This is a genomic window from Psychrobacter sp. H25, assembly GCF_059076335.1.
The window spans coordinates 602619-626442 of record NZ_JCACRV010000001.1; the positions used below are offsets into that span (position 1 = coordinate 602619).

Genomic DNA, 23824 nt, shown 5'->3' on the forward strand with positions numbered 1-23824 from the left:
ACGCACCCTATCCCTTCAAACAACTATTGGACCCAAAAAAGTAATTTTCTCAAAACGCTGCTCAATAAAATCATCACTTATTTAAATAACGACAGCCTGTAAAGAAAATTAGACAGCAACGATCACAAGCTCTGTTACAGTGTCTGCTGTTTGGTTATGCTGGGACTGCCTAATGCATGACCTATACTTTCAATTCTCGAATTTATTCAGTCGCCATAGTAATCATGACCATAAGCACACGGTTCGGTACTTGGATACCGAACCATTATGATAAAAGGAATAAGTCTATCCATGATCCAATTTATTGAACGACATCCTCAGCTAATTAGCTTGGGCATGGTACTTATTTTTATTATGGCACTATTATGGCTGATACAGCACTTATTGATTCGTTATGGTAAGCGCGCATTGGCATTGATCTCTCGCGCTGATTTTTGGCTAAGAGAGCATCTGGCACGCCTGCCAATGATGGTACGACTACAACGTAGATACCCAGCGCTATTTGGCTTTGTCGCAGAACGTTTTGCACGTGGTCACTTTTCGGGCTTGATACTCACTGTATCAACGCTGTTGAATATCTATATTTTGGCGCTGTTTGCAGGGTTGGTTGAGGATGTGGTGAGTGCTGACTCTATCGTGACCACCGATCTGTTTGTGTCGCAGCATATGAGTGTACTGCGCGAATCCGGCATTATAGATTTTTTTATTTTAATTACCAGTTCAGGCTCTACTCCCGTCACCTGTTTGATCATCTTACTGACTGCTATTTTATGCATGATGTTGCGTCAGCCTTATATCATCGCCGGTTTGCTGATCTCGACCATTGGCAGCACTGCTTTTACTTTTATAAATAAGATGGTCTTTCAGCGTGCTCGCCCGATTGATATTTTGTTGCAAGAGCATACCTATTCGTTTCCAAGTGGACATGCCACCATCAGCATTGCACTGTATGGGTTTCTTGCGTACATGATGATTCGTTTTAGCCAAAGTTTTGTTCGACAAGTACGTGTCTTGTCACTTGCTCTATTGCTATTCTTGCTTATAGGACTGAGTCGAATCGTACTCAATGAGCATTATCTTAGCGATGTGATGGGTGGGTTTTTGGTAGGGTCATTGTGGCTAATCATCGCTATTAGCATAATGGAGTGGCTGACCGCGCGGGGCAAAATTAATTGGCGTATTGTATGGTCAGCGCGTCAGCGCTATATGGTGTGGTTCAGTGTCGTCGCTGTGCTGATTGCTATCTTCGTTTATGCCAATATTTATCAGTTTCCGCTACTTGGGTAATAGTGGAAACTGAATGGCTTTAACAGTATTAAAGTTTACGAGATGCTTAGCGCTTTACAATTGATCAGATGCAGTGCTCCTTACGATTTGGCAAAATCTTCCAAATCAATCACTTGATGGCAGTAATGGCGCATGATGTGGTGATCATGACTGACCATCACTAACGTACAATCCTGAGCTTGGCACTGTGCCACCAGCAAATCCAGCGTTTCTTTTTGAGTGATGGGATCGAGTCTGGAGGTGACTTCATCAGCAAAAAGCAGTACAGGGTTGAAGAGCAATGCACGCAAAATGGCTACCCGTTGTAACTCCCCGCCCGAGACATTGAGCGCATTACGTTTAAGAATCTGCTTATCAAGCTTTAACTTCTCCAATAATTCAGGCACGCGGCTGGCATCTAAACGATGCTTTTTAATAACATCATTAAGCAAGATTTGCAGTGGTACATGCGAGGAAAAAGCAGCAGGCGGATCTTGATATAGCTTGAGCACTTGATGGCGCTTGGGTTTACTTTGCCACGAGATGGAACCGCTGGCAGGTTTAAGCAGGCCGCAGAGCGCGTCCCCTAGTGAGCTTTTGCCAATGCCGCTACCACCAATCACCCCAAGTACTTCAGCTCGCTTGAGCCTAAAACTCAACCCCTCAAACAACACCTGTCTGCCGCGTGCCAAGCTCACATCTTTAACGGTCAATAAGGGGTGCTCTGCGATGATTGCGCTCTTTTTTGCGGGCCAATTATCAGGGGCAGCCGCGATGAGTTGTTTGGCATAGTCTGATGTTGGTTGGCTTAATATCTGCTCGCCTTTACCTTGCTCTAGTAGTTTGCCTTTTTTCATCACCATGATGCGATCATCAGCACCCAAACTCAGCGCTCTTGCTACATCGATATCATGGGTGATGGTGAGCAACGTACCGCCATCGCGGGAGACGTTTTTTAGTAGGGTAATCACTGCTTGTTTGTTTATCTCATCTAGACCCTTGGTCGGCTCATCGGCGATAACAATATACGCGCCGCCCGAGGTGGCAATCGCAAAAGACGCGCGCTGCGCCATACCGCCTGACAGCTCGTGCGGATAGTAATCGGCAAATTTACCTAGCCCTAGTGCTTCTATCTTCTCTTGTGCCAATTGCTTACTGACCTTACTGTCTTGCTTGGCGACAAAATACAGGCTCTCCCACACCTGACTGAGCACATCCATGGTGGGGTTCAGCGAACGGCTTGGCTCTTGTGGCAGCATCGCCATGCGGCGTCCCCAGTATTCGCGCAGTTGCGGCTTAGTCAACGCTTGGTTTTCGATCAAAATATCGCCGCGGCTCACTAGCTCATCAGGCAGTGCGCCCATGATGGCTTGCGCTAGCAAACTTTTACCCGAGCCTGTTTCACCCAAAATAGTCAGATTTTGGCCTTTATATAACGTAACGCTGATGGGTTCAACCAAGCCCAGCCCAGACTTGGTAAACACTGCCAAGTCGTCCGTTTTTACCAATACATTGGTGGCGACCTTATCAACATTGGCAACATTGAGAGCATTGTCTCCTGTAGTATGCGTGATCATTTCATTTTTCCTGAGAGTAATTGTAGGCTTAATACCAAAATAAAGACGGCAATGATAGGCTGGAGAAACACAAACGGCGCTTGATAATAATACGGAAACAGCTCCGTCATCATCAGTCCCAGCTCAGCGGTCGGCGGACGCAAACCAACATTGATAAAGCCTAGCGTGGCAAGTGCCAACACCGCATTACCTGCCGCAAAAGCACTTAGAGTGGCAACAACGGGCAAAATCTTGGGTAAAAAATGTCGTTTAAAACAATAGAAAAAATCCATACCCATCAAACGCGACGCTTCGATCTCGCGACTACTGGCGATCGTTTGGGTCATGGCACGCACCATGCGAAAGAACTCAACCCAGAGCACCAAAGAAATGCCAAGATAGAGCGACCAAAAGGTGTTAGGCGCAATCGCTGCAAACAATAAGACGAACAGCAGCCCCGGTAGCGCCATGATAATATCGCATAAAAAGGTACAAACCTTGTCCACCCAGCCGCCAAAATAGCCACTGAGCACGCCCATCAACAGTCCAAAAAACAGCGCAAAACCCACCGATAGGACAATCAGTAAAAATGACAGACGGATGGCAGACGCAACCCGTGCCAGCATGTCGCGACCAAAATGATCGGTGCCAAACCAATGGTTGATACTGGATGATTGCAGCATATTGCCAAGGTCTTGTATATCAGCATCTATCGGATAGTACAGCGGCTGCAAAAACGCAAACACCAATAACAAGATGAGTAGCAATCCACCAAATTTTTGTACTGGTTGTAGGGCATGAACCCCGCTAAAAATAGTCATAAAATCATAATTCCTCATGTGGCTTTGGTTTGTGGCTTTAATTTATGGCTTGGGTTTGTAGTTGCCATTACTGTTGAAGCGTTTTGATAACGGCTTTAACAGTAATGATTAACGTGCCAAATCAATACGCGGATCAATCAACCCACTGAGCAAATCCACCACCATATTGAGTACCACAAACATACCGCCCATAATCAACGCGGTGCCTTGTATCATCGGCACATCACGCGCGACGATGGCATGCACCAACGCATGACCACTACCGGGCCAAGCGAACAAACTCTCCACAATCACCACCCCTTCTACCAAATACACGAGCTGTACTGAGTGATAAGCCAAAATCGGAATGGTGACGTTACGCAGACCATGCCGACAAAACGCCGTCCATTTATTCAGTCCTTTTAGCTTGGCAAAATCATAATACTCAGACGTTTGTACCTGTACCATCGCATGGCGACTGACGCGAATCGACACCGCAGACAGCCCAATCGCCAAGGTCAATGCTGGCAAAATATAATGTTGCGGCGTGCCATAACCTGCTGCGGGTAGCCATTTTATTTGGACCGCGAGTAGTGTGATGAGCGCAATACCAATGATAAAGATCGGTACAGAGCGCAGTACCGTACTGGCCACCAACGTCAGACGATCAAACAGACCGTTGGGTTTTTGTGCAGCAAGCAGGCCAAGCGGCGGCCCAATAAAAACCGATATCACCAATGCCGTCAGCGCCAAGGACAGCGTATGCCCGAACTGATGCGCAATCTCAGCCCATACTGACTCGCCACTGACTAAGGAGTGACCAAGATTGAACTGAACCAAATCAAACAACCAATTAAAGTAGCTTTGCCACCACGGTTGATCCAAACCAAGCTCTGAGCGCACCAGTGCGGCGGCGGCATCGGTCTGATCGTAACCGTAGCGACTGGCCGCGATGCGGTACGCCATATCACCGGGTAAGCTGCGAGTCAGTACAAAGGTCAATGTACCGACCGACCAGATAACCAAGAGCAGTTGCAGCACTCGATGAGCAATATATTTAAACATAGTTATCCATTACAATTTTCTGGTGTTATAAAGAATTGGCGTTACAAATCAAATGACAGTAAACACGACTTACCAAGACAACTTGTTTAAATAAAAGTTTCGCTCCAGACCATCGATTTCTAAGCCCTTCAGTGACTTATGCGCAGCGGCATTTTGTTGGTAATACACCACAGGCACGATAGGACGCTTATCAAAGATGATTTGCGAGACGCGCTGTTTGGTCGTTACATCATTGCCTTTAGTCGTCTCAAGCATCAATAAACGCTCGGTCAGCTCTGGGTTTTGCCAATTCATCACGCCCCAATCGCTACCTTGTGGGTCAAAATCTTCAACGAGTGAGCCCACTGGATCAGGTATCATGCCGTAGTTGCGCGCATAGAGTCCCATCTCCAGCGTACCGTCTTGATGACCTGATGGAATCTCTGAAAAATTACCTACGGACACATCCACATCAACGCCGATTTTTTTCCACTGTGCTTGTAAGGCGGTGGCGATAATGGGTAATTCAGGACGATCTGAGAATGTACGCAACGTAAATGCAAAGGGCATGCCGTCTTTTTGGAGCATGCCATCACTACCCTCGATAAAACCTGCGTCTAATAAGCGCTGCTTGATGGCGACTGGGTCAGGCGTTTGAGTCGGGGTATTGATTTGCCAGTCTTTAAATATCGGTGGCAGTATTTGCGCGGCGACGGCATTGTCAGTATGCATCACAGATTGGGCAATGCCTTGTCTATCAATCGCATCACTAAGCGCTTGACGGACACGCACATCGCTAAAAAACGGATTGTCCGCATTGACTTTATATTCGATAGTACGCGCCAGCGACTTTGACTGAACTTGTAGGTTAGGGTTTTGCTTTAGGCGGGTTAGACTCGCTGAATCTAAGGTAAAAACCAGATAGTTGGGTTTGCTCTGCGCCAACAGAGTACGCATTTCGCTACGACTATTGGCTAAGTAAGTGATGTCCTGAATTTTGGCTTTCTCACCCCAGTAATCAGCAAACGCTTTTTGCTCGATTTTTTGTGGTGGCTCAAATTTGGTGACATAGTATGGCCCTGTACCGATAAGCTGAGTGACCTCGTTATTCTCATCAAACGACGAGGTCGCCAAAATGATACTGGTTGCATGCGCCAAATAAGCAGGGAAAGACATCAGCGGACGCTCTAGGCTAATCTCAACCGTTTTGTCATCAATGGCTTTGATGTCTGATATTGCAGCCGACTCTAGAGCAGTGGGTTTACTGAGCGCGACTTGCAAGCTTTTGACCACAGCATTCGCTGTCAATGGCGAGCCGTCATGAAATTTCACCCCATCACGCAACACAAACGTCCATATATCCCCTTTCTCATTGGCTGACCAGCTTTGCGCCAGCATGGGTTGCAGCTCTGCATTTTGTTTGGCATCTACTAGCGTTTCAGCAATCTGCAAACGCTGAAAAATAAATCCAGACTTACTGGGATCAGTAGAAGTCAGCTCCCACGGCGTCACCACGATTAAATCTTTTTGGGTGTCATCTTTTGCTGCGGTATTCGCCGCGTTGTTACCTGCGGTATTCGCGCCAGCAATGACATACCACACCAGTCCTGCCAACACCACCAGTACCGAAATCAAGCCCATTTTCTTCATATATATTCCGTTATAATATAACATTTCAAAAAAATCGTTATGTTATAACGAAACCTATTTAAGGTAAACCTTTTTCTCTTGTGGCTACGTGATAGACCCTAACCTGCCTTGTTATCTGAAGGCATTGCTAATATGTCACGTTGAACCACATCCTATCTTGGCTTTATTTATTTTAAATGGACGACTATCAATGGGGTTGATTTGGTTTTCTATTAAAAGAGCATAATTCTGGTGCGGCGACACGCTTTACTATGAGTCAAGCAAAAGCGTAAGATAACTGACGAGAGAATATTGATAACCGCTGTAAGGAAAACCTGAATAATGGATAGAATTGATGCGATGCGGGCATTTGTATCGGTAGTGACTGAGGGCAGTTTTAGTAATGCCGCAACAGCCATGCAGCTGTCGCCGCAACTGGTGAGCAAATATGTGTCAAAGTTAGAAGAGCGTTTGGGTATACGTTTATTGAACCGCACTACCCGTCAGGTTAGCTTGACTGAAGCAGGGACTCATTACTTTGAGCATGCACAGCAAGTGTTACTCAGTATCGATGATATGGAGTCCAAACTAGGTGGGCTGCAGCAGAACCCAAAAGGTACATTGAGAATAAGCGCGCCTGTATCCTTTGCCCTCAAACACATGGCACAATTGGTCACAGATTTTCAGGTACTTTATCCTTCGGTTAATGTCGATTTGCAACTGAACGATCGCAAAGTAGATATCGTCGAGGAAGGGTTTGATGTGGCGCTGCGCATCGGTCAGCTCAAAAGCTCATCACTGATTGCTAAGCAAGTGGCGCCTATCCGCGTCATTTTGTGCGCCGCGCCTGACTATCTTGACAAATATGGCGTGCCTAGTAAACCTGAAGACCTAAAAAACCATCGGTATTTGCATTACAGTTATATGGAAAAATATGGCAAAGAAGATATTTATCAGTGGCTAGATACCACCCATCAGCTAAGCCCAGAGCTGACCAGTAATAACGGGGATTTGCTTGTCAATGCCGCAGTGGCTGGCGCTGGAATAGCATTACAGCCCACATTTATTGCGAGTGAAGCACTGAGTAAAGGAGCGCTTATGATGGTCTTACCTGATTACGAACCCGAGACGCTAGGATTGTATGCAGTGTATGCCCATAGAAAACTGTTGCCGCACAAAATCAGGTGCTTTATTGACTTTATCGAAGGGTATTACGGTTCACCGCCCTATTGGGATGAATCGATACAACACTTGTAGATAACTATTAGCGACCCTCACCAAAACACCCTATGCACTGATAAATATCTAGGGTGTTGTTTAATGCGCTTGGTAGCATGACAAATCTATCGTGAGCTGTATTATAAATGTCATTAAAAATAGCACCCCTCTCAATTCATCACTCTCAAAACTCGTATTTGGCCATCACTTCTATTTGCTGACCTGCTGGCATCCATGGAAAGGTCGTGACATCTTGATTTCTCCACTCAATACCCAAATCCAAATCTGGTAGATACTCATAGATAAGATTGGCGCTTTTGACACTGGCAGAGGTGTCTGCAGCATCATTTACGTTCACCTCACCATAACGCAAGTTACCACGCAGCTTTTGAGTAAATTGATGCTTATAACCGACACTATAGCCCGTTTGTGAGATCAGTTTGCCATTCTCAGCGTCACAATCGGCACCGCCATTCATAATAAGAGGTCCACCGACACAGACGGCAGAATAGGCACCCATGCCTTCACCATTGAACACACTGCCATGAAGCGAATGCTCTCCCAAAGCCAGCTTGCATGCTAATGAGATACCAACGCCCACATCTGAATCATCTCCATTCTCAGCTTCACGAGCGGTCACCGCCACATTATAATCAAAATCAGCTACCTTATCTTTGTAGCTGACCACCATATCAGGCAGGCTAGCATCGTCATAGACAGGATCTTGAGCGGTAAAACGCAGTCCCTTATAAGTATAATGCACCGTCAAATCTGGACGAATATATGAGCCTCCACCTGAGGCTGTGCCGATACCTGTACCCCAGAAGTCAAGCTGCTCGGTGGAGAGTGGCGCGACTGCCAAAAACTGACCATTCCACGTTTTACCCACTGTTAGATCATTTACTTGAATGTAAGCATGGCGCAAACGTAGGTTCGATCCACCCTTGGCATAATCTCCATAGAAATCACCTTCTATAAACCCGGTTAGTTTTTTGTCCTCGACAGATTTAGTCGTCTTGACGTTAATGCGTGACTGGCGTAAGTTGCCCTTAAACTCCGAATCCTTGCCATCAGGAGAGTTAAACAATCCCTCCGCCTTAATATAACCACCGATACTCAACGTGGTATCACCCGTCGTCACAATATCTATCGCTTGTGCAGAGGCACATGTTGCCGCTATAGCCAAACCTACAGATAGCTTCTTTGTAAAAAGCATCATTCATCCATTCCCTGTTTTATGTTGATATCCTTATCAATCCAAATTGCTGTGACGTTTTTTGCGCCGTCACCATTAACCTCGTCACCATCAGCTCCGTCACCATCAGCTCCGTTGCTATCAGCTCTGCCACTATCAGTAGCTATTTTGCGCTGCATTACCCTTTATATAAGGGTTAACGCCTATTCAAAAATATAATCACGGCGTGATCGACGTGTTGAGCGTTATGCTTTTTGGTCAACATTCTCTAACGCCGCAATCGCGTCTTTTTGCGATTCATCGATCGGTTTTTTTTGTCCACTTGCTTTATCGAGATAGACCAGCACTGACTCACCGATTGCAACGACTGTCTCAAGCGCCATACTATAATAGGTGTATTCGTGAATTAAACTTGAGTTACCGATTTTTTTGACTTTGACGCCAATCCATAACTCATCCGGATAAGCAACCGATTTGAGGTATCGACATGACGAGGCTGCCATCACCGAAGACGTCTGTTCGTTAAATAAACCTAATCGCCTGTTGTAATAAATACGAGCGTTTTGAGCATATTCGTAATAAACCACATTATTGACATGACCAAAGGAGTCCATATCACCCCATTCCACTTGCTGAGGATAGATAACCGTAAAGTCATGTAATGGGTGATTGTCATCGCTTGTGACACTCTCTTGTATTTCTGGGAACGTAGGCGCAGCTTCCATAGTTTTTCTCTTTTTATTAGACAGATTCTGTTACATAGATGATGAATGTGCCTCAGGGTGCTCGTGACACACACCTCCCCTATCCCTAGCATTTAGTCAGACACTAGGGTTTATGCACATTTTCACTTTCATCGAAGTCGTTTTAGTGGGGATAAAGTTGTTTGACTAGATGAGATTTTCTGAGCACATCGAGCGCATGCGTTTTTTATCAAGTTTACCAACGCTGGTTTTTGGCATTTCTGACAAAAACCTCACTTCGCTTGGGACACCATATTTTGGCAAGTGACCTCTCTCAACGGCTTGATGACCCAATGCCAAAATATCTGTCGATGTTGTATCGATATAATCTGGCTTTAGCACAACCAATGCGAGAGGACGCTCGCCCCAGCGCTCATCTGGGACGCCAATCACCGCAATATCAGCCACGCTCGGATGAAAGGATAAAATCGTTTCGACCTCAAGCGAGGATACCCACTCACCGCCTGACTTGATGACGTCCTTTAGCCTATCGGTAATGCTGAGCGTGCCATCAGCGGTCATGCAAGCGATATCTTGCGTATGCATCCAGCCACCTTTCCACAGCTCATTACCTGCATCGGGGTTTTTAAAATAGCTTTGGGTCAGCCACGGTGCTCGTATCACAAGCTCGCCTGTCGATTTGCCATCCATTGGTTGTGGTTTACCATTCTCATCCCAGATTTCCATCGATACCAGCATAATTGGCGAACCTGACAGACAGCGATAATTGAGATTGTCCTCCAAGGTCATCGACTCGGTCTTGTCATCAAATACCGCTCGAGACAGCACAGGGCATGATTCTGACATCCCAAACCCTGACATAAACTCGATACCGCACTCGATAGCTGCTTTTGCCAAGCCTTCGTTTAGCTTTGAGCCACCTAGCAGTAGTTTGAGATTCTCAAATTTGCGACCGCGTTCTGCCATTTCTTTGAGGAGCATTTGCAATATTGCAGGGACACCGTGTGACAGCGTGACCTTGTGCTCCTCAATCAAATCGACTAACTTTGGTGCCAGATATCGTCCTGGATATACTTGCTTTAGTCCTATCATGGTAGCGCCGTACGGCCAGCACCACGCATGGACATGAAATAAAGGCGTCATCGGCATGTAGACATCGTTATAGCGCGCGCCTTGGCCTTCAGCATTGAGCGCTGATGCCAGTGTGCTTGCCATCGTCTGTAGTACAATCTGGCGATGAGTGAAGAAAACCCCTTTTGGATCGCCTGTGGTACCACTGGTATAGAATGTGGTGGCGATGGTGTTTTCATCAAAATCTGGAAAATCAAACTCATCACTGGCGGCGGCCAATAATGCCTCGTACTCACCATCGACATAGTCAGGTAGCGCTGCTTTCTCACCACCTACTTTGTCATCCTCTGCATCATCAGCCCACATCACATGCTCAATAGAAGGCGCATCGTCACGGTAGTCTTTGATCATTGGCGCAAATTCAGCATTTAACAATAAGGCTTTTGGGGCAGCATGGTTGACGGTGTATAGCACTTTTTCTTCAGACAGACGCACATTGACGGTCTGTAAAATCATACCCGACATCGGTACGGCAAAATACGCCTCAAGATAACGATGACTGTCCCAATCCATGACCGCGACCACATCACCTGCCTGCAATCCCATGTTTTTTAGGACATTGGCCAAACGGTTGATACGCTTAAAAAACTCAGCATAAGTATAAGTTACTTTGTCCGCGTAGCTGATGGTTTGGTTGGTAGAAGCGATTTTGGCACGGTTGAGCAGCTGCTTAATAATTAACGGAAACCCATACGCGTCTTCGGCTTGATGGTAGTTATCGTGTTCGTTGAGTATGGTTGTCATAGTGTCTTCCTTGATATTAAATAGTCCTTGATATAGTCAATCCTCTATAAAGAGTTACCGCGCTGCCCTCACTTGAAGTACCACATAGTCATCTGCGCTTGGTTGCCTGGTCTCTCTTTTAAGCTAAATCAACTATAATCAGTAATTCGGTGTGCGCCCTTTTAATATCAGACGCGCTCTATCACCATGGCAAGTCCTTGCCCGATGCCAATGCACAAGCTAACCACTGCGTATTTACCGCCCGTACGCTGTAGCTCTCGAGCGGCACTCAAAGCGATCCGTGCACCAGATGCGCCCAGCGGATGACCGACCGCGATAGCGCCACCATTGGGGTTAACGCGTTTATCATCAAAATCAATATCCAACCCTTTTAGACAACCCAGTACCTGTGAGGCAAAAGCCTCATTGATCTCAATGACAGACATATCATCAAGGGTTAAATCCGCACGTTTTAGCGCCAGCTTAATCGCTTCAACAGGACCCACACCCATAATATTGGGTTCAACACCCATCGCCCCTGATGATAAGATCTTGGCAATCGGTTTGAAGCCTAGCTTTTCTTCTGCTTGTTTTGAGCCGATGATGAGCGCAGCAGCACCATCATTAATACCAGACGCATTACCTGCCGTAACAACACCATTTTCATTTAAGGGTTTAAGCTTTTTTAGCGCTGCAATGTCGGAGCTGGCGCGAGGGTGCTCATCATCTGTAACGACTTTTTCGGGCAATTTCTTACCTTGGGGGGCGGTGATAGGCGTTATCTCATCGTCAAAGAACCCTGCTTGTTTGGCAGCTTGGTATTTGGCTTGCGATGCAGCGGCAAATTTATCGGCTTCCTCGCGCGTAATGCCATATTTTTGCGCGACATTATCGCCCGTCTGCGGCATGGTATCGCTACCGAACTGCTCAATAATCTTTGGATTGGGAAACCGGCTACCGATAGTCGTATCAAATACCTTAAAGTCACGGCTAAAGGGCTTTTCTGTCTTGGCAAAGACAAAGGGCGCACGCGTCATGGATTCAACACCCCCTGCCAATATAATGTCTCCTTCATTGCACGTGATACTGCGTGCAGCATCGATCACGGTAGATAGACCTGATGCACATAGACGATTGACGGTCTGCCCTGGCGTTGTGAAATCTAATCCTGCTAATAGAGCTGCGTTACGCGCGATATTGCGAGAGTCCTCACCCGCTTGGTTGGCACTGCCTAGCAACACTTCATCAAAAACATCACTAGACAATTGATGCTTTTCGACCAACGCTTTCATGACTGCAGCAACGAGATCATCAGGGCGCACGGTTGCTAATGCGCCAACATAGCGACCAAATGGGCTTCTTAATCCGTCATAAATATAGGCATCTAACATAACGTTTCCTTGTCGTATTTCTTAACTCTAAATAATGGTTTGGCGACAATACTTTGTCGTTCGTATTAATAGGTGGTTTGCTGAGTAAACAATGACACAGCTAGTTTGGCACGGCGTTGCAACCAAGGGCTTGGGCGGTAACGCGGATCACCTGTAAGCGCATAGATACGCTCTAAAATAAGCAATATACGCGAGGCACCAAGGTGATCGCCCCAAGAGATAGGACCATGCGGATAACCTAGCCCAAGCTTGACAGCATTATCGATATCCTCTGGCGTGGCAATTCCTTGCATCGCGATATCACAGCCAAGATTGATCACCATCGCAACCACACGCTGCGCCACAAAACCTGTACTTTCGGTAATCAACGTGGCACTACCCACATCCTGCGCTGCGACGTTATTATCTAAGCCTTTACTGAATAACGCATAAGCTTGTGCCACAAACTGCTCTTGTGTCACAAGACTTGGCATCAACGTACGATGCTTCGTAAGGTCGGTAAGCATATCAATGGCAACCGCTTGCTTCGGATCGATGTGATAACGAATCGCCGCGTTGGTCGTATCCTCTCCGTAGATGGCGAGCAGCACCAAACTATCAGGACTCGGCTTGTCGTTGTTATCAATAAGGACACCACGATTATTTAGATAGTCGACCAGCTGTGTTTTATCTTCTGCCAAATCAGCCCCAATCCAAACTGAGGTAATAGTCGCATCAGATGCCAGTGCTTTGGACGTTTGATTGTGAGCGTTATCTACTGAAAGCTTTTGACCGTTTTCGTAGTGGTAAAACCCCTCACCAACCTTACGGCCGAGCTTTTTGCCTACCAGCATCTGACGGGTTAATGGATGCGGACGGTAGCGCGCTTCTTGGTAGTACTGCTCATAGATCGATTCCATCACAGGGTGTGACACATCAACGCCTGTCAGATCCATCAGCTCAAACGGACCCATACGAAACCCGGCGCCATCACGCAAGATACGGTCAATCTGCTCAAAATTTGCGATACCCTCGCCTAGTATCTTTAGGGACTCGGTACCGTACGCTCGGCCTGCATGATTGACGATAAATCCTGGTGTGTCTTTTGCGACCACACCCAGATGTCCCATGCGTTTGGCCAAATCGGTCAAAGCCTCAACAACTGAATGCTGCGTGGATATTCCTGGAATAATCTCCACGATTTTCATCAGTGGCACTGGGTTAAAGAAATGAAAACCGACCACGCGCTCTGGATGGTCACAGTCAGCGGCAATAGCTGTGACAGATAGCGATGAGGTATTGGTCGCCAAAATAGTATCGGCAGCGACAACCTCCTCTAACTGGGCAAACAGCTGTTTTTTGATGTCTAAGTTTTCGATAATGGCTTCAACCACAATTTCAGCGCTAGCAATCTGGCTCAGCTCCTGAATAACAGTCAAATTATTTAAAGTTGCTTGCAGCTCATCAGCAGTAAATTTGCCTTTGGCAGCCAGCTTTTCAAGCGTACCCTGTAGTGATGCTCGTCCTTGTTCAGCAGCGCCTGCCTTGGCGTCATATAAAAGGACTTGGATACCCGCTTGAGCGGCAATTTGGGCAATACCCATGCCCATGATGCCAGTGCCAACAATGGCAAGTGTATTCACGGTCATAATAACTCTCTATATAATTTACGATAGGATTTGGTCGGCGTGGACCTTAAAAGAAATAAGGGACGTGATAGAGTCTAGTAGCCTTTATACTCTGCAGGACGCTTTTCTAAAAAGGCTTTGGCACCTTCTTTTTGATCATGAGTGTCAAATAGAATTTGAAACGCCTTACGCTCCAACGCCAGTGCACTATCTAAAGGCATGTCGGGACCGAGCATCGATACTTCTTTAATCTGAGTCAAGGCAATGGGTGAATAACTTGCCAGCTGCGTGGCAATCTCAATAGCACGGGTGAGGGTACTGTCGTCTGCAACCACTTCAGACACCAATCCCATTCGGTCCGCTTCATCAGCATCAATCATGTCACCTGTTAGTATCATCTTCATGGCTTTGTGTTTGCCAATAGCACGAAACAATCGCTGAGTGCCGCCCGCACCTGGCATAAGCCCTATCTTGATTTCAGGCTGGCCAAACTTGGCAGATTGCCCCGCCACAATAATGTCAGCATGCATGGCAAGCTCACAGCCACCGCCAAGCGCATAGCCGTTCACCGCGGCGATAATCGGCTTTTGGCAATCAGTAATCGCACGCCAATATCGCTCACTACGACGTAAGTACACATCGACTGTCTTAGCTGTTAAGAAATCATTAATGTCAGCACCTGCGGCAAACACCTTATCACCACCTGTAAGCACGATCGCTTTGGTTTGTGGATCGTCATTTAATTGAATGAACAGTTCTGCCATTTGTTGGCGCAATTCAGTATTTAGTGCATTGCGCACTTTGGGGCGATTCAATGTGATAACACTGACACCCTCTCCTTGTTTTTCACAAATAATGAGTTGTTCTTCCATGATTGCCTCTTTTTACATTTGTTTGTTTTATTCAAGATAATAAAAACCACCTCTTCAAACTTAATAATACCGCACAGCGATATTTGATACCAATATATAGCGTTTATTTTCATTTGTGAAGTAAAAACTGGCTAAATATCAAAATATTTGTTCAATTTCTTATAAATACATTTGTATTTAAACCGCATTGCGGTTTTTTAAACCAAAACTATTGTAATTTAATAAACCATCGATTATGCTGTTTGCTTAAGACAATTAGATTGTTGTTCAGTATTAATCATATTGTTTATCAAAAACTAAGATTTCTCCCAACTCAGGATGCTTATAAAACCACTATTAACAGTAGCGGTTAATCAAACAAGGAAGATTCACATGATTAGAGATAAAGAAACCCTCGACCATATCACCCAAACCATTCGTAACTTCGTAAACGATCAACTCGTCCCATTGGAGCATTGGGTGGCAGAAAACGATCGTCTCCCAGAAGAGATTATTGAGCAGATGCGTGAGCTGGGACTTTTTGGACTGACTATTCCTGAAGAGTACGGCGGACTAGGTGTCACGATGGAAGAGGAGGTTACATTGGCGTTTGAACTAGGCCGCACCTCCCCTGCGTTTCGCTCGCTTATAGGGACCAATAACGGTATCGGCTCATCTGGACTGGTAATCGACGGTACTGAAGCGCAAAAGCAGAAATACTTACCCAGGTTGGCCAGCGGTGAGATTATCGGTTCGTTTTGTTTGACTGAGCCGGAGTCAGGCTCAGATGCCGCGTCACTGAAGACGACTGCTATAAAAGATGGCGATACCTATATCATCAACGGCACCAAGCGCTATATCACCAACGCCCCGCAGGCTGGCATATTTACCGTCATGGCACGCACAGATCCACAAAACAAACGTTCTGGCGGGATTTCAGCATTTATCGTTGAGAGCGACACACCTGGTATTACCTTGGGCAAGATAGACAAAAAAATGGGACAAAAAGGCGCGCATACCTGCGATGTGATCTTTGATAACTGTGTCGTGCCAGCAGATGCGCTGATTGGCGGTGTTGAAGGTGTTGGGTTTAAGACTGCCATGAAAGTGCTGGATAAAGGGCGCCTACATATTGCCGCTGCCAGTACTGGCGCTGCCACTCGTATGTTGGACGATGCCCTACACTATGCCGTCGATCGCAAACAGTTTGGTCAGCCTATTGCCAGTTTTCAGCTGATTCAAGGCATGCTTGCTGACTCAAAAGCAGAGATATATGCAGCTCGTTCTATGGTATTAGATGCCTCACGTTTGCGCGATGAGGGCAAAGACGTCGTCACCGAATCGTCGTGCGCCAAGATGTTTGCCACCGAGATGTGTGGACGCGTGGCTGACCGAGCTGTCCAGATCCATGGCGGCGCAGGCTATATCGCTGACTACGGTATCGAGCGTTTTTATCGTGATGTGCGTCTCTATCGTTTGTATGAAGGTACCACTCAGATACAGCAAGTTATCATCGCTCGCAACATGATCAAAGAAGCCAGCGAGTAGTCTTGATTGAGCATTAGGATGTATCGCGGTATTGGCTAGGATGCCGGTACCGTCTTTTTTTGTACTTCGTTACTCTTTTGTTCTCACAACGATAAGGATATACATTGTGAAAAGTGCTGTTATGACGTCAGACCCAAGCGCAAGCGCTGTCCAAAAACAACCTTGGAAACTGGCCTTTGTATTTTGTTTTTTGGTTCTGTTATGTGATGGGGCTGATATTGGTATTCTCGCCTTTACTTTATCCAGCCTAAAACTGGAGTTTGCATTGACCAATGTGCAGGCAGGGGCGCTCGGCAGCTGGTCTCTATTTGGTATGGCTATCGGTGGGTTTTTTGGTGGCTGGGCTTGCGATCGGTTTGGCCGAGTGCGGGTGATTGTTCTGGCTACTGGAATGTTCTCAATACTGTCTGGGTTTAGTGGCATGGTGCAGAGCTATGAGCAGTTTATAGCCCTACGGACCTTTGCTTGTTTGGGTCTGGGCAGTCTTTATATCGCTACCAACACGCTGATGTCAGAGATGGTGCCTACCAAGCATCGTACTACCGTCCTTGCTGCCTTGATGACTGGATTTACCTTAGGCTCATTGGTTATCACCAGTGTATCCGCTTGGATCATCCCCAGTTATGGTTGGCGCACACTATACCTGTTGACTTTCTTACCCCTTATTCTCGCCGTCGCCATGTACTTTCTGGTTCCTGAACCTCAATCTTGGAAAGACGCTCGAGCGTTGAAGTTGAGCGGCGCACAAGATCCACTCAAAAAAGCAGAGAACCCATATAAGGCAATATTAGACAACCCAAAACACCGTATCATGTTTATTCTGTGGTCGATGAGCTCAGGGCTCTTACTGTTCGGTTATTTTGGCGTGAGCAACTGGCTGCCCTCTTACCTAGAGACCGAGCTTGGGATTAAGTTTAAAGAAATGGCGCTATATATGGCCGGTACGTACTTGACCATGATGTTTGCCAAAGTAGTCGCAGGATATATGGCAGATAAGATCGGTCGCAAAATCGTCTTTGCCTTTGGCACTATGGGTACCGCATTGTTTATCCCGATATTGGTCTATATGCATACCCCAGCCAATATTGGTTGGCTCATGATTACCTTTGGTTTCTTGTATGGTATTCCTTATGCGATCAACGCCACTTATTTAACCGAAAGCTTCCCTACTGCTATTCGAGGTACGGCCATTGGTGGTGCGTTCAATATTGGTCGCTTGGGTTCTGTGATTGCCCCTGTTGCGATTGGTTATATGGCGATGCACAACTCTATCGGTGCTGGTCTCCTATTAATGGCAGGTGCTTACTTCTTATGTGGTCTTATCCCAACGCTATTTATCAAAGAAAAGCAGTACGACCCGCAACAAGCGTAGGCGCACGTTGAGTGTAGGAGTACTTTTAGTGACGCCTTGAGTAGCCACTTTAGCAACCCCTTTTAGTAGCTTATATCGCTACTACTCATACCGCATAGCGAAACAATCTATACATATCGTGCTATGCTGAGCGTTCAATGATAACTTATTATAGTATAATTGAATGGATAAACTGCCCTTAGCACGTGGCTATAGACTTATACTATCAGCCATTGTAATAATCAATATAAGCTCTTGTATTGGCTCATAGATGCGCTAGGTAGTGAAATTATGATGTTTGTATGGACTTAATTGGGAATAGTAGACTGCATATGACGAATGATACCCTTGCCAATGAAGATGCTAACACTGAGATGCATATCGAGCTGCTAGAGCCCATTGCAGAGATGCGTGACAAAAACGACAGACAGTTTGTCACCGCGCTCGCTCGAGGACTAGAGCTGCTGCGCTGTTTTACGCCGCAGCGTCCCTATCTGGGCAATCAAGACCTAAGCCAGCTGACAGGGCTGCCCAAAGGGACCATCACTCGTCTGACTTACACCTTAGTCAAGTTAGGCTATCTAAAGCAGTCTACCAATAGCAGTAAGTATCAGCTCTCGACAGGCGTACTTGGTTTTGGTTATACCATGATGACCAACATCTCTATCAACAACCTTGCCACCCCTTATATGGAAGAGTTGGCAGATTACGCCAATAGCGCTGTTGCCATGGCGACCCGCGATCGGCTGATGATGGTCTATCTCAATGTGGTACAAGGTGCCGGTAGCACTACCATGCAGCGCAACGTCGGCTCTTATCTGCCTATTCATTTAAGCTCGATGGGACGAGCTTGCCTAGCCAGTATGCCACCTGCTGAGCAAGAGTTTATCTTGAATGCTATTCGTAGTAAGTATAAGGACGATTGGCTCAAAATCAGACGAGGATTAGATAAAGCCTTTCAAGATTACGAAGAGTACGGCTATTGTTTTTCGATTAGTGAATGGCAAAAGGACGTCAATGCGGTCGCTATTGCGCTGATGCATCCGACGGAAGGCTTGCTCACCTTTAACTGTGGCGCGCCCAGTTTTATTCTGAGTCGTACCAAGTTAGAAGAAGATATTGCCCCTCGCCTGCTGCATATGAAAAACATGATTGAGAGTAATTTGTATATTAGTTAGCACATAACTCCAAATTATTGTTCATTGTGATAATATCATAATGAATATGCTAATCTTGTTAACTCTACGATGTGTAGATAAAGACTAAATAATAGAAAATTAGTACTATTAAAACATATATCAAGCGCTATAATTTTTCTATTATAAAAACTATGGTATAGCTATCTAAATTTGGTTTTTAGAAAAAAATTTAGGCCTAGAGGAGATAGAGATAAATTTGTTGAAAATTGTCTTGTTATTATTTTTAGCGAAATCTTCAAAAATTTCGAAGTCAAATCTCGTTGCTGAGTTTATCATTTCTTGTCTCAATACAATCTGTAGTTCTTTATCAATTATTTTGTAATCAGTATTAAAACTTACACTGAAATCATCCTTGTCTCTATAGCCACTCATAATTGGAATTATAGCTAACTCTTGATCCATTCCCTCTGATTCGTTTGGTTCGCCTAGTGAAGAGACAATACCAACATAAACTTTTCGGTCATTTAAGGTTAGCATTAATGGAGCTTCTTCAATATAAGACTCCAAAAAGATATTATCTAAAGGACTGTCTCTTAATATAGAAGACATAAGTAATATCTTAGATTTCTCGATGTCTTTTTCTTTTAACTTGATGTGAAGATAAGAAAATTTAACCCAGACCCATCCCATGAATTGAGTTAAAACTAAAAGTAATAGTATCCAAGACAACTGTATACTTGAAACTTCTGTACCTTCAACTATAGGAGAAACAAAAGTTTCAATGTAAGCAATTACATCAACTGGTATTCCTAAAACTCTACTTGGAATAAATTTGTTTAGAGTTAGTGCAATAATAGATGATATCAACAAAGAAATAAAACCTATGAGCGCACTTTTCAGATATAAATACTGGCCTTCGTAACGGTGAATTCGATAGAAATAGTAAAGATTATTATTACAGACATAAAAGCCAGAAATTAAAACTGGAATAATCAGTAGTAGAGACATTTAGTTACTTTGGCAAGAGACAATAGTTGAAGCTTTCGCACTGTACGATTTAAATTTATCAGAGCTTGTGATATCAGATACTTTTACAGTCAACGTACCTCTTCCTACAACTCTCTTCGATATAACATCTGAGGAATTGAGTGCATCGAGTACTCTTTGCTCTTCTGCAGTCAAATTTAGCTTAAAGAACTCTTTGAAAAACTTAGACATATTGAACTCTCCATACTTTGTCATAGTATGAATTATAACATTATTCCTCACCAGAGATAATGTTATTTCTTTGTAGTTATCTAACACTTTGTTGTTAATTTAACACATGGTTATATTGATTCTGTTGGGATACTCGGTCGATGTATTGAGACTACCGTTATACTCTCCACCCTTTATGCTTACCTATGTAAACTAGATTACCAGAATATTAATTCATTACGAATTGTCTATCTTACTTTTGCTTAGGCTATTTACCTACACCTGCTACTTGTATTCTTCCAACCAAAAAATCTACCGCCGCTTTTACCTTGGGTACTAGGTAGCGCTGTTTTTGATACAGCAGATAAACCGCCATGTCCGAATGCTGAGTGATAGCTAACTTGTGTTCAAAGGTCAGCTCTTGCAGTGCGCCTGACTCAAGATACGACGCCAGCGCCCACCGAGTAGACATTAAGATACCTTCGCCGTTACTGGCTTTTTGTGCCAGCCATGGTCCGTTATTTGAGATCACAACCGCAGGCCCTGAAACATCATGCCATTGATCATCTACATGACACAGCCACGGTGTTGGGCCGTTTGGCGCTTTAAAGTACAGACCACGATGATTCTTGAGTTCCATTACGTGTTTGGGAGTGCCATGCTGCTCTAGGTAGCTCGGAGAGGCAACGGGGATAAAGCTATTGTCCATAAGCCTGATAGCAAGCACACGTTCGTTTGGCGCGTAGCCACCGCGGATCGCAATATCGACGTCATCACGTCCGAGTGCCGATAGCTCGTCACTCAAGCTGACATCCAATATAATCTGCGGATATAGAACACTAAAATCATCTAGTAAAGGCAGTAGTATCCTCTCCCCAAACCCTACCATTGAGCTGATACGCAGGCGCCCCATCGGGGTGGTTTGATAGCTCCGAACGGTCTCTTTGCTTTGCTCTAGTTGGTTCAGTATATGCTGCACATCATTGTAGTAGACATGCCCCACTTCGGTCAGCTTAACCATTCGGGTCGAACGCTGTAATAGAGTCGCGCCCAAACTCTTCTCCAAATCAGACACGCGTCTCGATAGTGAGGATGGCGGTACGTCGAATGCCTTTGCAGCCTTAGTAAAGCTCCCCGTTTCGACCACTTTACTAAAATATCGTATTGCCCGTAATTGATCCAATCCACTTCTCCATTGACTATCTAAGCTTGAGTAGCCAAGTATTTTGGCTCTATTGTTGTCTTAAAAGCAATAGTGATTGACGTTTTATCCTATATATAACCACGTTAAAACCAGTAATAATGTGGTTAACTTGAACGTCACGACTAAAACGTGATTAAAACACGACTAAAAATAACCCATCACGTCAATAATGGAAGAATGACATATGATTACTTTGCACGGTTTTGCTGCAAGCAACTATTACAACATCGTCAAACATACCTTACTGTACAAACAGATACCTTTTGAAGAAAACTTAATCTTCGCTGGTAGCGATGAGCTACTCTCAGTCAGCCCCGTGGGTAAAGTACCAGCCATCACCACTGATGACGGACTCAATATTTCAGAGTCGAGCGTGATTTGTGATTTTATCGAAGAGACTCACCCTGATATGCCGCTATACCCTGCAGATGCTGGTGAGCGTGCTGTCGTACGTCAAATCATGAAAATAGCAGAGCTTTACTTTGAGCTGCCAAGTCGCCGACTCATACCGTATGTATTTTCGGGTACTGCAGCGCCTGAGCCACTCAAAGCTGAAGTACGCCAAGTGTTGGAGCGCGGTATCGGCGCTTTAAATAGCTTGTGCCAGTTCTCACCTTGGATTGCAGGCGAGCAGTTCACCATGGCTGACATCTACGTCCACTATGTGAACCTTATTGTTAATACCTTTGCCTCAAGCCAGCTCGAATGGGATGTACTGGCACAAATCCCTGGTATGAAAGAGTGGAGCACCTCTATGAGTCAGTCTGATATTGCCCAGACTGTCGAAAAAGATCGTTTGGCAAATATGCCTGAATTTATGCAGCATGTACAAGCTCAGATACAAGCGACCCAAGCTAAATAAAGTATGAAAGTAATGAGCAACAAAAACACCCACTATTAAAATAAGTGCGTTGATTAAACAACATCTAAAACCTAACCAACACACTAATATAAGTGGTCCAATACCTATAATTATTTGCAGGAGCAAATCTTATGACTGATAAAAATGTCCAACTGACCTCGACCGTTAGTGATGACAATAAACTGACCCTAGCGCTACAAGATATCGAGATACCAACCCCTGGTGCAGATGAAGTCGTTGTACGCATTGAAGCCGCCCCATTGAACCCTTCTGACTTTGGGGTGATGTTCAGCGCCGCTGATATGTCAACTGCTGTGCAGTCAGGCACCGAGCAAAGCCCAGTCGTTACTGCCGATATACCTGCCAAATTTATGCCATCGCTAAAAACACGTGTCAATGAAGACACTCCAGTAGGTAATGAAGGCGCCGGTACCGTCGTTGCAGCAGGGTCATCTGAAGCTGCACAAGCATTGATGGGTAAAATGGTTGCTGTGATCGGCGGTGGTACTTATCGCCAATACCACTGCGTCAATGTAAAGAGCTGCCTCGAGTTAAAAGAAGGCACGACTGCCAAAGAAGGTGCGTCTTCTTTTGTGAACCCGCTTACTGCGCTAGCAATGGTCGAGACTATGCGCGCTGAAGGTCACAAAGCCATCATTCATGCAGCCGCTGCCTCTAGCCTAGGTCAAATGCTCAACCGTATCTGTATGGCAGATGGTATCGACCTAATAAACATCGTGCGTAAAGAAGAGCAAGAAAAACTACTGCGTAATATGGGCGCAAAGTACGTGGTCAACTCAAGCAACGATACGTTCTTAAAAGATTTGACAGCAGCGATTGTCGAAACAGGGGCTACTATTTCATTTGACCCTGTGGGCGGCGGTCAATTGACCAGCGATATCCTAAACTGTATGGAAGCGGCCATCACCCGCGATGTGGAAGAGTATAGCGTATACGGCTCAAACACGTTCAAACAAGCCTATATTTACGGCGCTCTTAACCGTGGACCTATCACGCTAAATCGTAACTTTGGTTTTGCTTGGGGTGTTAATGGTTTCTTACTATTCAATGCACTCGGCAAACTAGGTACCAAAACCGTTATGTCGATGCGTCAAAGAGTTGCAGAAGAAATCACCACCACGTTTGCAAGCAGCTATACCCATGAAGTGACGTTAAAGGAAGCATTGCAATTAAAGTCAATCGCTACTTATGGCAAGCAAGCCACTGGTGAGAAATACTTGATCACACCACAAGGCTAATCACATCTATACATCAAGCCCCTAGCAACAGATTGCTAACTATAGAGAGTGAAACGATACAGCTCAAGTGAGATAAGGCAGATACTGATCATAGTATCTGCCTTATTTTATGTTTGGATTAAAAGTCCTTAACACTGTCTTACTCTAAC

General features: G+C 45.3%; 19 protein-coding genes. 7 read left to right on the forward strand and 12 right to left on the reverse strand.

Annotated features, from left to right (window positions below):
• Nucleotides 1-291 precede the first annotated feature (291 nt).
• On the forward strand, nucleotides 292-1287 hold the full coding sequence (locus tag AC5JPO_RS02420; RefSeq protein WP_493851812.1) for a phosphatase PAP2 family protein: 996 nt from the start codon (nucleotides 292-294) through the stop codon (nucleotides 1285-1287).
• A gap of 80 nt (nucleotides 1288-1367) precedes the next feature.
• Here AC5JPO_RS02420 and AC5JPO_RS02425 read toward each other — a convergent pair whose 3' ends face one another.
• From AC5JPO_RS02425 to AC5JPO_RS02440, 4 genes are all read right to left on the reverse strand, one after another.
• Complete coding sequence (locus tag AC5JPO_RS02425) at nucleotides 1368-2843, reverse strand: ABC transporter ATP-binding protein (RefSeq protein WP_493851811.1); 1476 nt, start codon at nucleotides 2841-2843, stop codon at nucleotides 1368-1370.
• Nucleotides 2840-3643: an ABC transporter permease gene (locus tag AC5JPO_RS02430; RefSeq protein WP_493851810.1), complete on the reverse strand. Its 804-nt coding sequence runs from the start codon at nucleotides 3641-3643 to the stop codon at nucleotides 2840-2842. Before AC5JPO_RS02430 ends, AC5JPO_RS02425 begins: the two co-directional genes overlap by 4 nt.
• A gap of 108 nt (nucleotides 3644-3751) precedes the next feature.
• Complete coding sequence (locus AC5JPO_RS02435; protein ID WP_493851809.1) at nucleotides 3752-4687, reverse strand: ABC transporter permease; 936 nt, start codon at nucleotides 4685-4687, stop codon at nucleotides 3752-3754.
• A gap of 69 nt (nucleotides 4688-4756) precedes the next feature.
• Complete coding sequence (locus tag AC5JPO_RS02440; RefSeq protein ID WP_493853190.1) at nucleotides 4757-6316, reverse strand: ABC transporter substrate-binding protein; 1560 nt, start codon at nucleotides 6314-6316, stop codon at nucleotides 4757-4759.
• A 321-nt stretch (nucleotides 6317-6637) separates the two neighbouring features.
• On the opposite strand from AC5JPO_RS02440, the gene AC5JPO_RS02445 reads away from it, so the two are divergent.
• Nucleotides 6638-7552 carry a LysR family transcriptional regulator gene (locus AC5JPO_RS02445; RefSeq protein ID WP_493851807.1) on the forward strand — a complete coding sequence of 305 codons (915 nt, stop codon included), beginning with the start codon at nucleotides 6638-6640 and terminating at the stop codon, nucleotides 7550-7552.
• Between the two features lie 145 nt (nucleotides 7553-7697).
• Here AC5JPO_RS02445 and AC5JPO_RS02450 read toward each other — a convergent pair whose 3' ends face one another.
• From AC5JPO_RS02450 to AC5JPO_RS02475, 6 genes are all read right to left on the reverse strand, one after another.
• Nucleotides 7698-8732, reverse strand: coding sequence for a hypothetical protein (locus AC5JPO_RS02450; protein ID WP_493853191.1), 1035 nt, complete (start codon nucleotides 8730-8732; stop codon nucleotides 7698-7700).
• Between the two features lie 221 nt (nucleotides 8733-8953).
• A complete protein-coding gene (locus tag AC5JPO_RS02455; RefSeq protein WP_493853192.1) occupies nucleotides 8954-9433 on the reverse strand; it encodes an acyl-CoA thioesterase in 480 nt (159 codons plus the stop codon).
• 165 nt (nucleotides 9434-9598) lie between these two features.
• Entirely contained in the window at nucleotides 9599-11287 is a 1689-nt protein-coding gene (locus AC5JPO_RS02460) for a fatty acid--CoA ligase (protein WP_493853193.1), read from the reverse strand.
• A 167-nt stretch (nucleotides 11288-11454) separates the two neighbouring features.
• Nucleotides 11455-12657, reverse strand: coding sequence for a 3-oxoadipyl-CoA thiolase (locus tag AC5JPO_RS02465; RefSeq protein ID WP_493853194.1), 1203 nt, complete (start codon nucleotides 12655-12657; stop codon nucleotides 11455-11457).
• Between the two features lie 65 nt (nucleotides 12658-12722).
• The gene (locus AC5JPO_RS02470) at nucleotides 12723-14285 is read right to left on the reverse strand and encodes a 3-hydroxyacyl-CoA dehydrogenase (protein WP_493853195.1); all 1563 of its coding nucleotides are present in this window, start codon (nucleotides 14283-14285) and stop codon (nucleotides 12723-12725) included.
• A gap of 74 nt (nucleotides 14286-14359) precedes the next feature.
• Entirely contained in the window at nucleotides 14360-15136 is a 777-nt protein-coding gene (locus tag AC5JPO_RS02475) for an enoyl-CoA hydratase (protein WP_493853196.1), read from the reverse strand.
• 372 nt (nucleotides 15137-15508) lie between these two features.
• Here AC5JPO_RS02475 and AC5JPO_RS02480 point away from each other — a divergent pair, with 372 nt between their 5' ends.
• From AC5JPO_RS02480 to AC5JPO_RS02490, 3 genes are all read left to right on the forward strand, one after another.
• Entirely contained in the window at nucleotides 15509-16663 is a 1155-nt protein-coding gene (locus tag AC5JPO_RS02480; RefSeq protein WP_319051848.1) for an acyl-CoA dehydrogenase family protein, read from the forward strand.
• 121 nt (nucleotides 16664-16784) lie between these two features.
• Nucleotides 16785-18035: an MFS transporter gene (locus tag AC5JPO_RS02485; RefSeq protein WP_493854004.1), complete on the forward strand. Its 1251-nt coding sequence runs from the start codon at nucleotides 16785-16787 to the stop codon at nucleotides 18033-18035.
• A 311-nt stretch (nucleotides 18036-18346) separates the two neighbouring features.
• Nucleotides 18347-19192: an IclR family transcriptional regulator gene (locus AC5JPO_RS02490; protein WP_493853197.1), complete on the forward strand. Its 846-nt coding sequence runs from the start codon at nucleotides 18347-18349 to the stop codon at nucleotides 19190-19192.
• A 165-nt stretch (nucleotides 19193-19357) separates the two neighbouring features.
• Here the strand turns inward: AC5JPO_RS02490 and AC5JPO_RS02495 are convergent, their stop codons facing one another.
• Both AC5JPO_RS02495 and AC5JPO_RS02500 read right to left on the reverse strand, forming a co-directional pair.
• Nucleotides 19358-20161 carry a hypothetical protein gene (locus AC5JPO_RS02495; protein WP_493853198.1) on the reverse strand — a complete coding sequence of 268 codons (804 nt, stop codon included), beginning with the start codon at nucleotides 20159-20161 and terminating at the stop codon, nucleotides 19358-19360.
• A gap of 457 nt (nucleotides 20162-20618) precedes the next feature.
• Nucleotides 20619-21533: a LysR family transcriptional regulator gene (locus tag AC5JPO_RS02500; RefSeq protein WP_493853199.1), complete on the reverse strand. Its 915-nt coding sequence runs from the start codon at nucleotides 21531-21533 to the stop codon at nucleotides 20619-20621.
• A gap of 205 nt (nucleotides 21534-21738) precedes the next feature.
• Between AC5JPO_RS02500 and AC5JPO_RS02505 the strand changes: the two genes are divergently transcribed.
• Complete coding sequence (locus tag AC5JPO_RS02505) at nucleotides 21739-22416, forward strand: glutathione S-transferase family protein (RefSeq protein WP_493853200.1); 678 nt, start codon at nucleotides 21739-21741, stop codon at nucleotides 22414-22416.
• A 131-nt stretch (nucleotides 22417-22547) separates the two neighbouring features.
• The gene (locus AC5JPO_RS02510; RefSeq protein WP_493853201.1) at nucleotides 22548-23675 is read left to right on the forward strand and encodes a zinc-binding dehydrogenase; all 1128 of its coding nucleotides are present in this window, start codon (nucleotides 22548-22550) and stop codon (nucleotides 23673-23675) included.
• Nucleotides 23676-23824 lie beyond the last annotated feature (149 nt).

Coding starts and splice junctions, on each gene's coding strand:
- AC5JPO_RS02420 (WP_493851812.1), top strand. CDS start 292: ATGATCCAATTTATTGAACGACATCCTCAGCTAATTAGCTTGGGCATG.
- AC5JPO_RS02425 (WP_493851811.1), bottom strand. CDS start 2,843: ATGATCACGCATACTACAGGAGACAATGCTCTCAATGTTGCCAATGTT.
- AC5JPO_RS02430 (WP_493851810.1), bottom strand. CDS start 3,643: ATGACTATTTTTAGCGGGGTTCATGCCCTACAACCAGTACAAAAATTT.
- AC5JPO_RS02435 (WP_493851809.1), bottom strand. CDS start 4,687: ATGTTTAAATATATTGCTCATCGAGTGCTGCAACTGCTCTTGGTTATC.
- AC5JPO_RS02440 (WP_493853190.1), bottom strand. CDS start 6,316: ATGAAGAAAATGGGCTTGATTTCGGTACTGGTGGTGTTGGCAGGACTG.
- AC5JPO_RS02445 (WP_493851807.1), top strand. CDS start 6,638: ATGGATAGAATTGATGCGATGCGGGCATTTGTATCGGTAGTGACTGAG.
- AC5JPO_RS02450 (WP_493853191.1), bottom strand. CDS start 8,732: ATGATGCTTTTTACAAAGAAGCTATCTGTAGGTTTGGCTATAGCGGCA.
- AC5JPO_RS02455 (WP_493853192.1), bottom strand. CDS start 9,433: ATGGAAGCTGCGCCTACGTTCCCAGAAATACAAGAGAGTGTCACAAGC.
- AC5JPO_RS02460 (WP_493853193.1), bottom strand. CDS start 11,287: ATGACAACCATACTCAACGAACACGATAACTACCATCAAGCCGAAGAC.
- AC5JPO_RS02465 (WP_493853194.1), bottom strand. CDS start 12,657: ATGTTAGATGCCTATATTTATGACGGATTAAGAAGCCCATTTGGTCGC.
- AC5JPO_RS02470 (WP_493853195.1), bottom strand. CDS start 14,285: ATGACCGTGAATACACTTGCCATTGTTGGCACTGGCATCATGGGCATG.
- AC5JPO_RS02475 (WP_493853196.1), bottom strand. CDS start 15,136: ATGGAAGAACAACTCATTATTTGTGAAAAACAAGGAGAGGGTGTCAGT.
- AC5JPO_RS02480 (WP_319051848.1), top strand. CDS start 15,509: ATGATTAGAGATAAAGAAACCCTCGACCATATCACCCAAACCATTCGT.
- AC5JPO_RS02485 (WP_493854004.1), top strand. CDS start 16,785: ATGACGTCAGACCCAAGCGCAAGCGCTGTCCAAAAACAACCTTGGAAA.
- AC5JPO_RS02490 (WP_493853197.1), top strand. CDS start 18,347: ATGACGAATGATACCCTTGCCAATGAAGATGCTAACACTGAGATGCAT.
- AC5JPO_RS02495 (WP_493853198.1), bottom strand. CDS start 20,161: ATGTCTCTACTACTGATTATTCCAGTTTTAATTTCTGGCTTTTATGTC.
- AC5JPO_RS02505 (WP_493853200.1), top strand. CDS start 21,739: ATGATTACTTTGCACGGTTTTGCTGCAAGCAACTATTACAACATCGTC.
- AC5JPO_RS02510 (WP_493853201.1), top strand. CDS start 22,548: ATGACTGATAAAAATGTCCAACTGACCTCGACCGTTAGTGATGACAAT.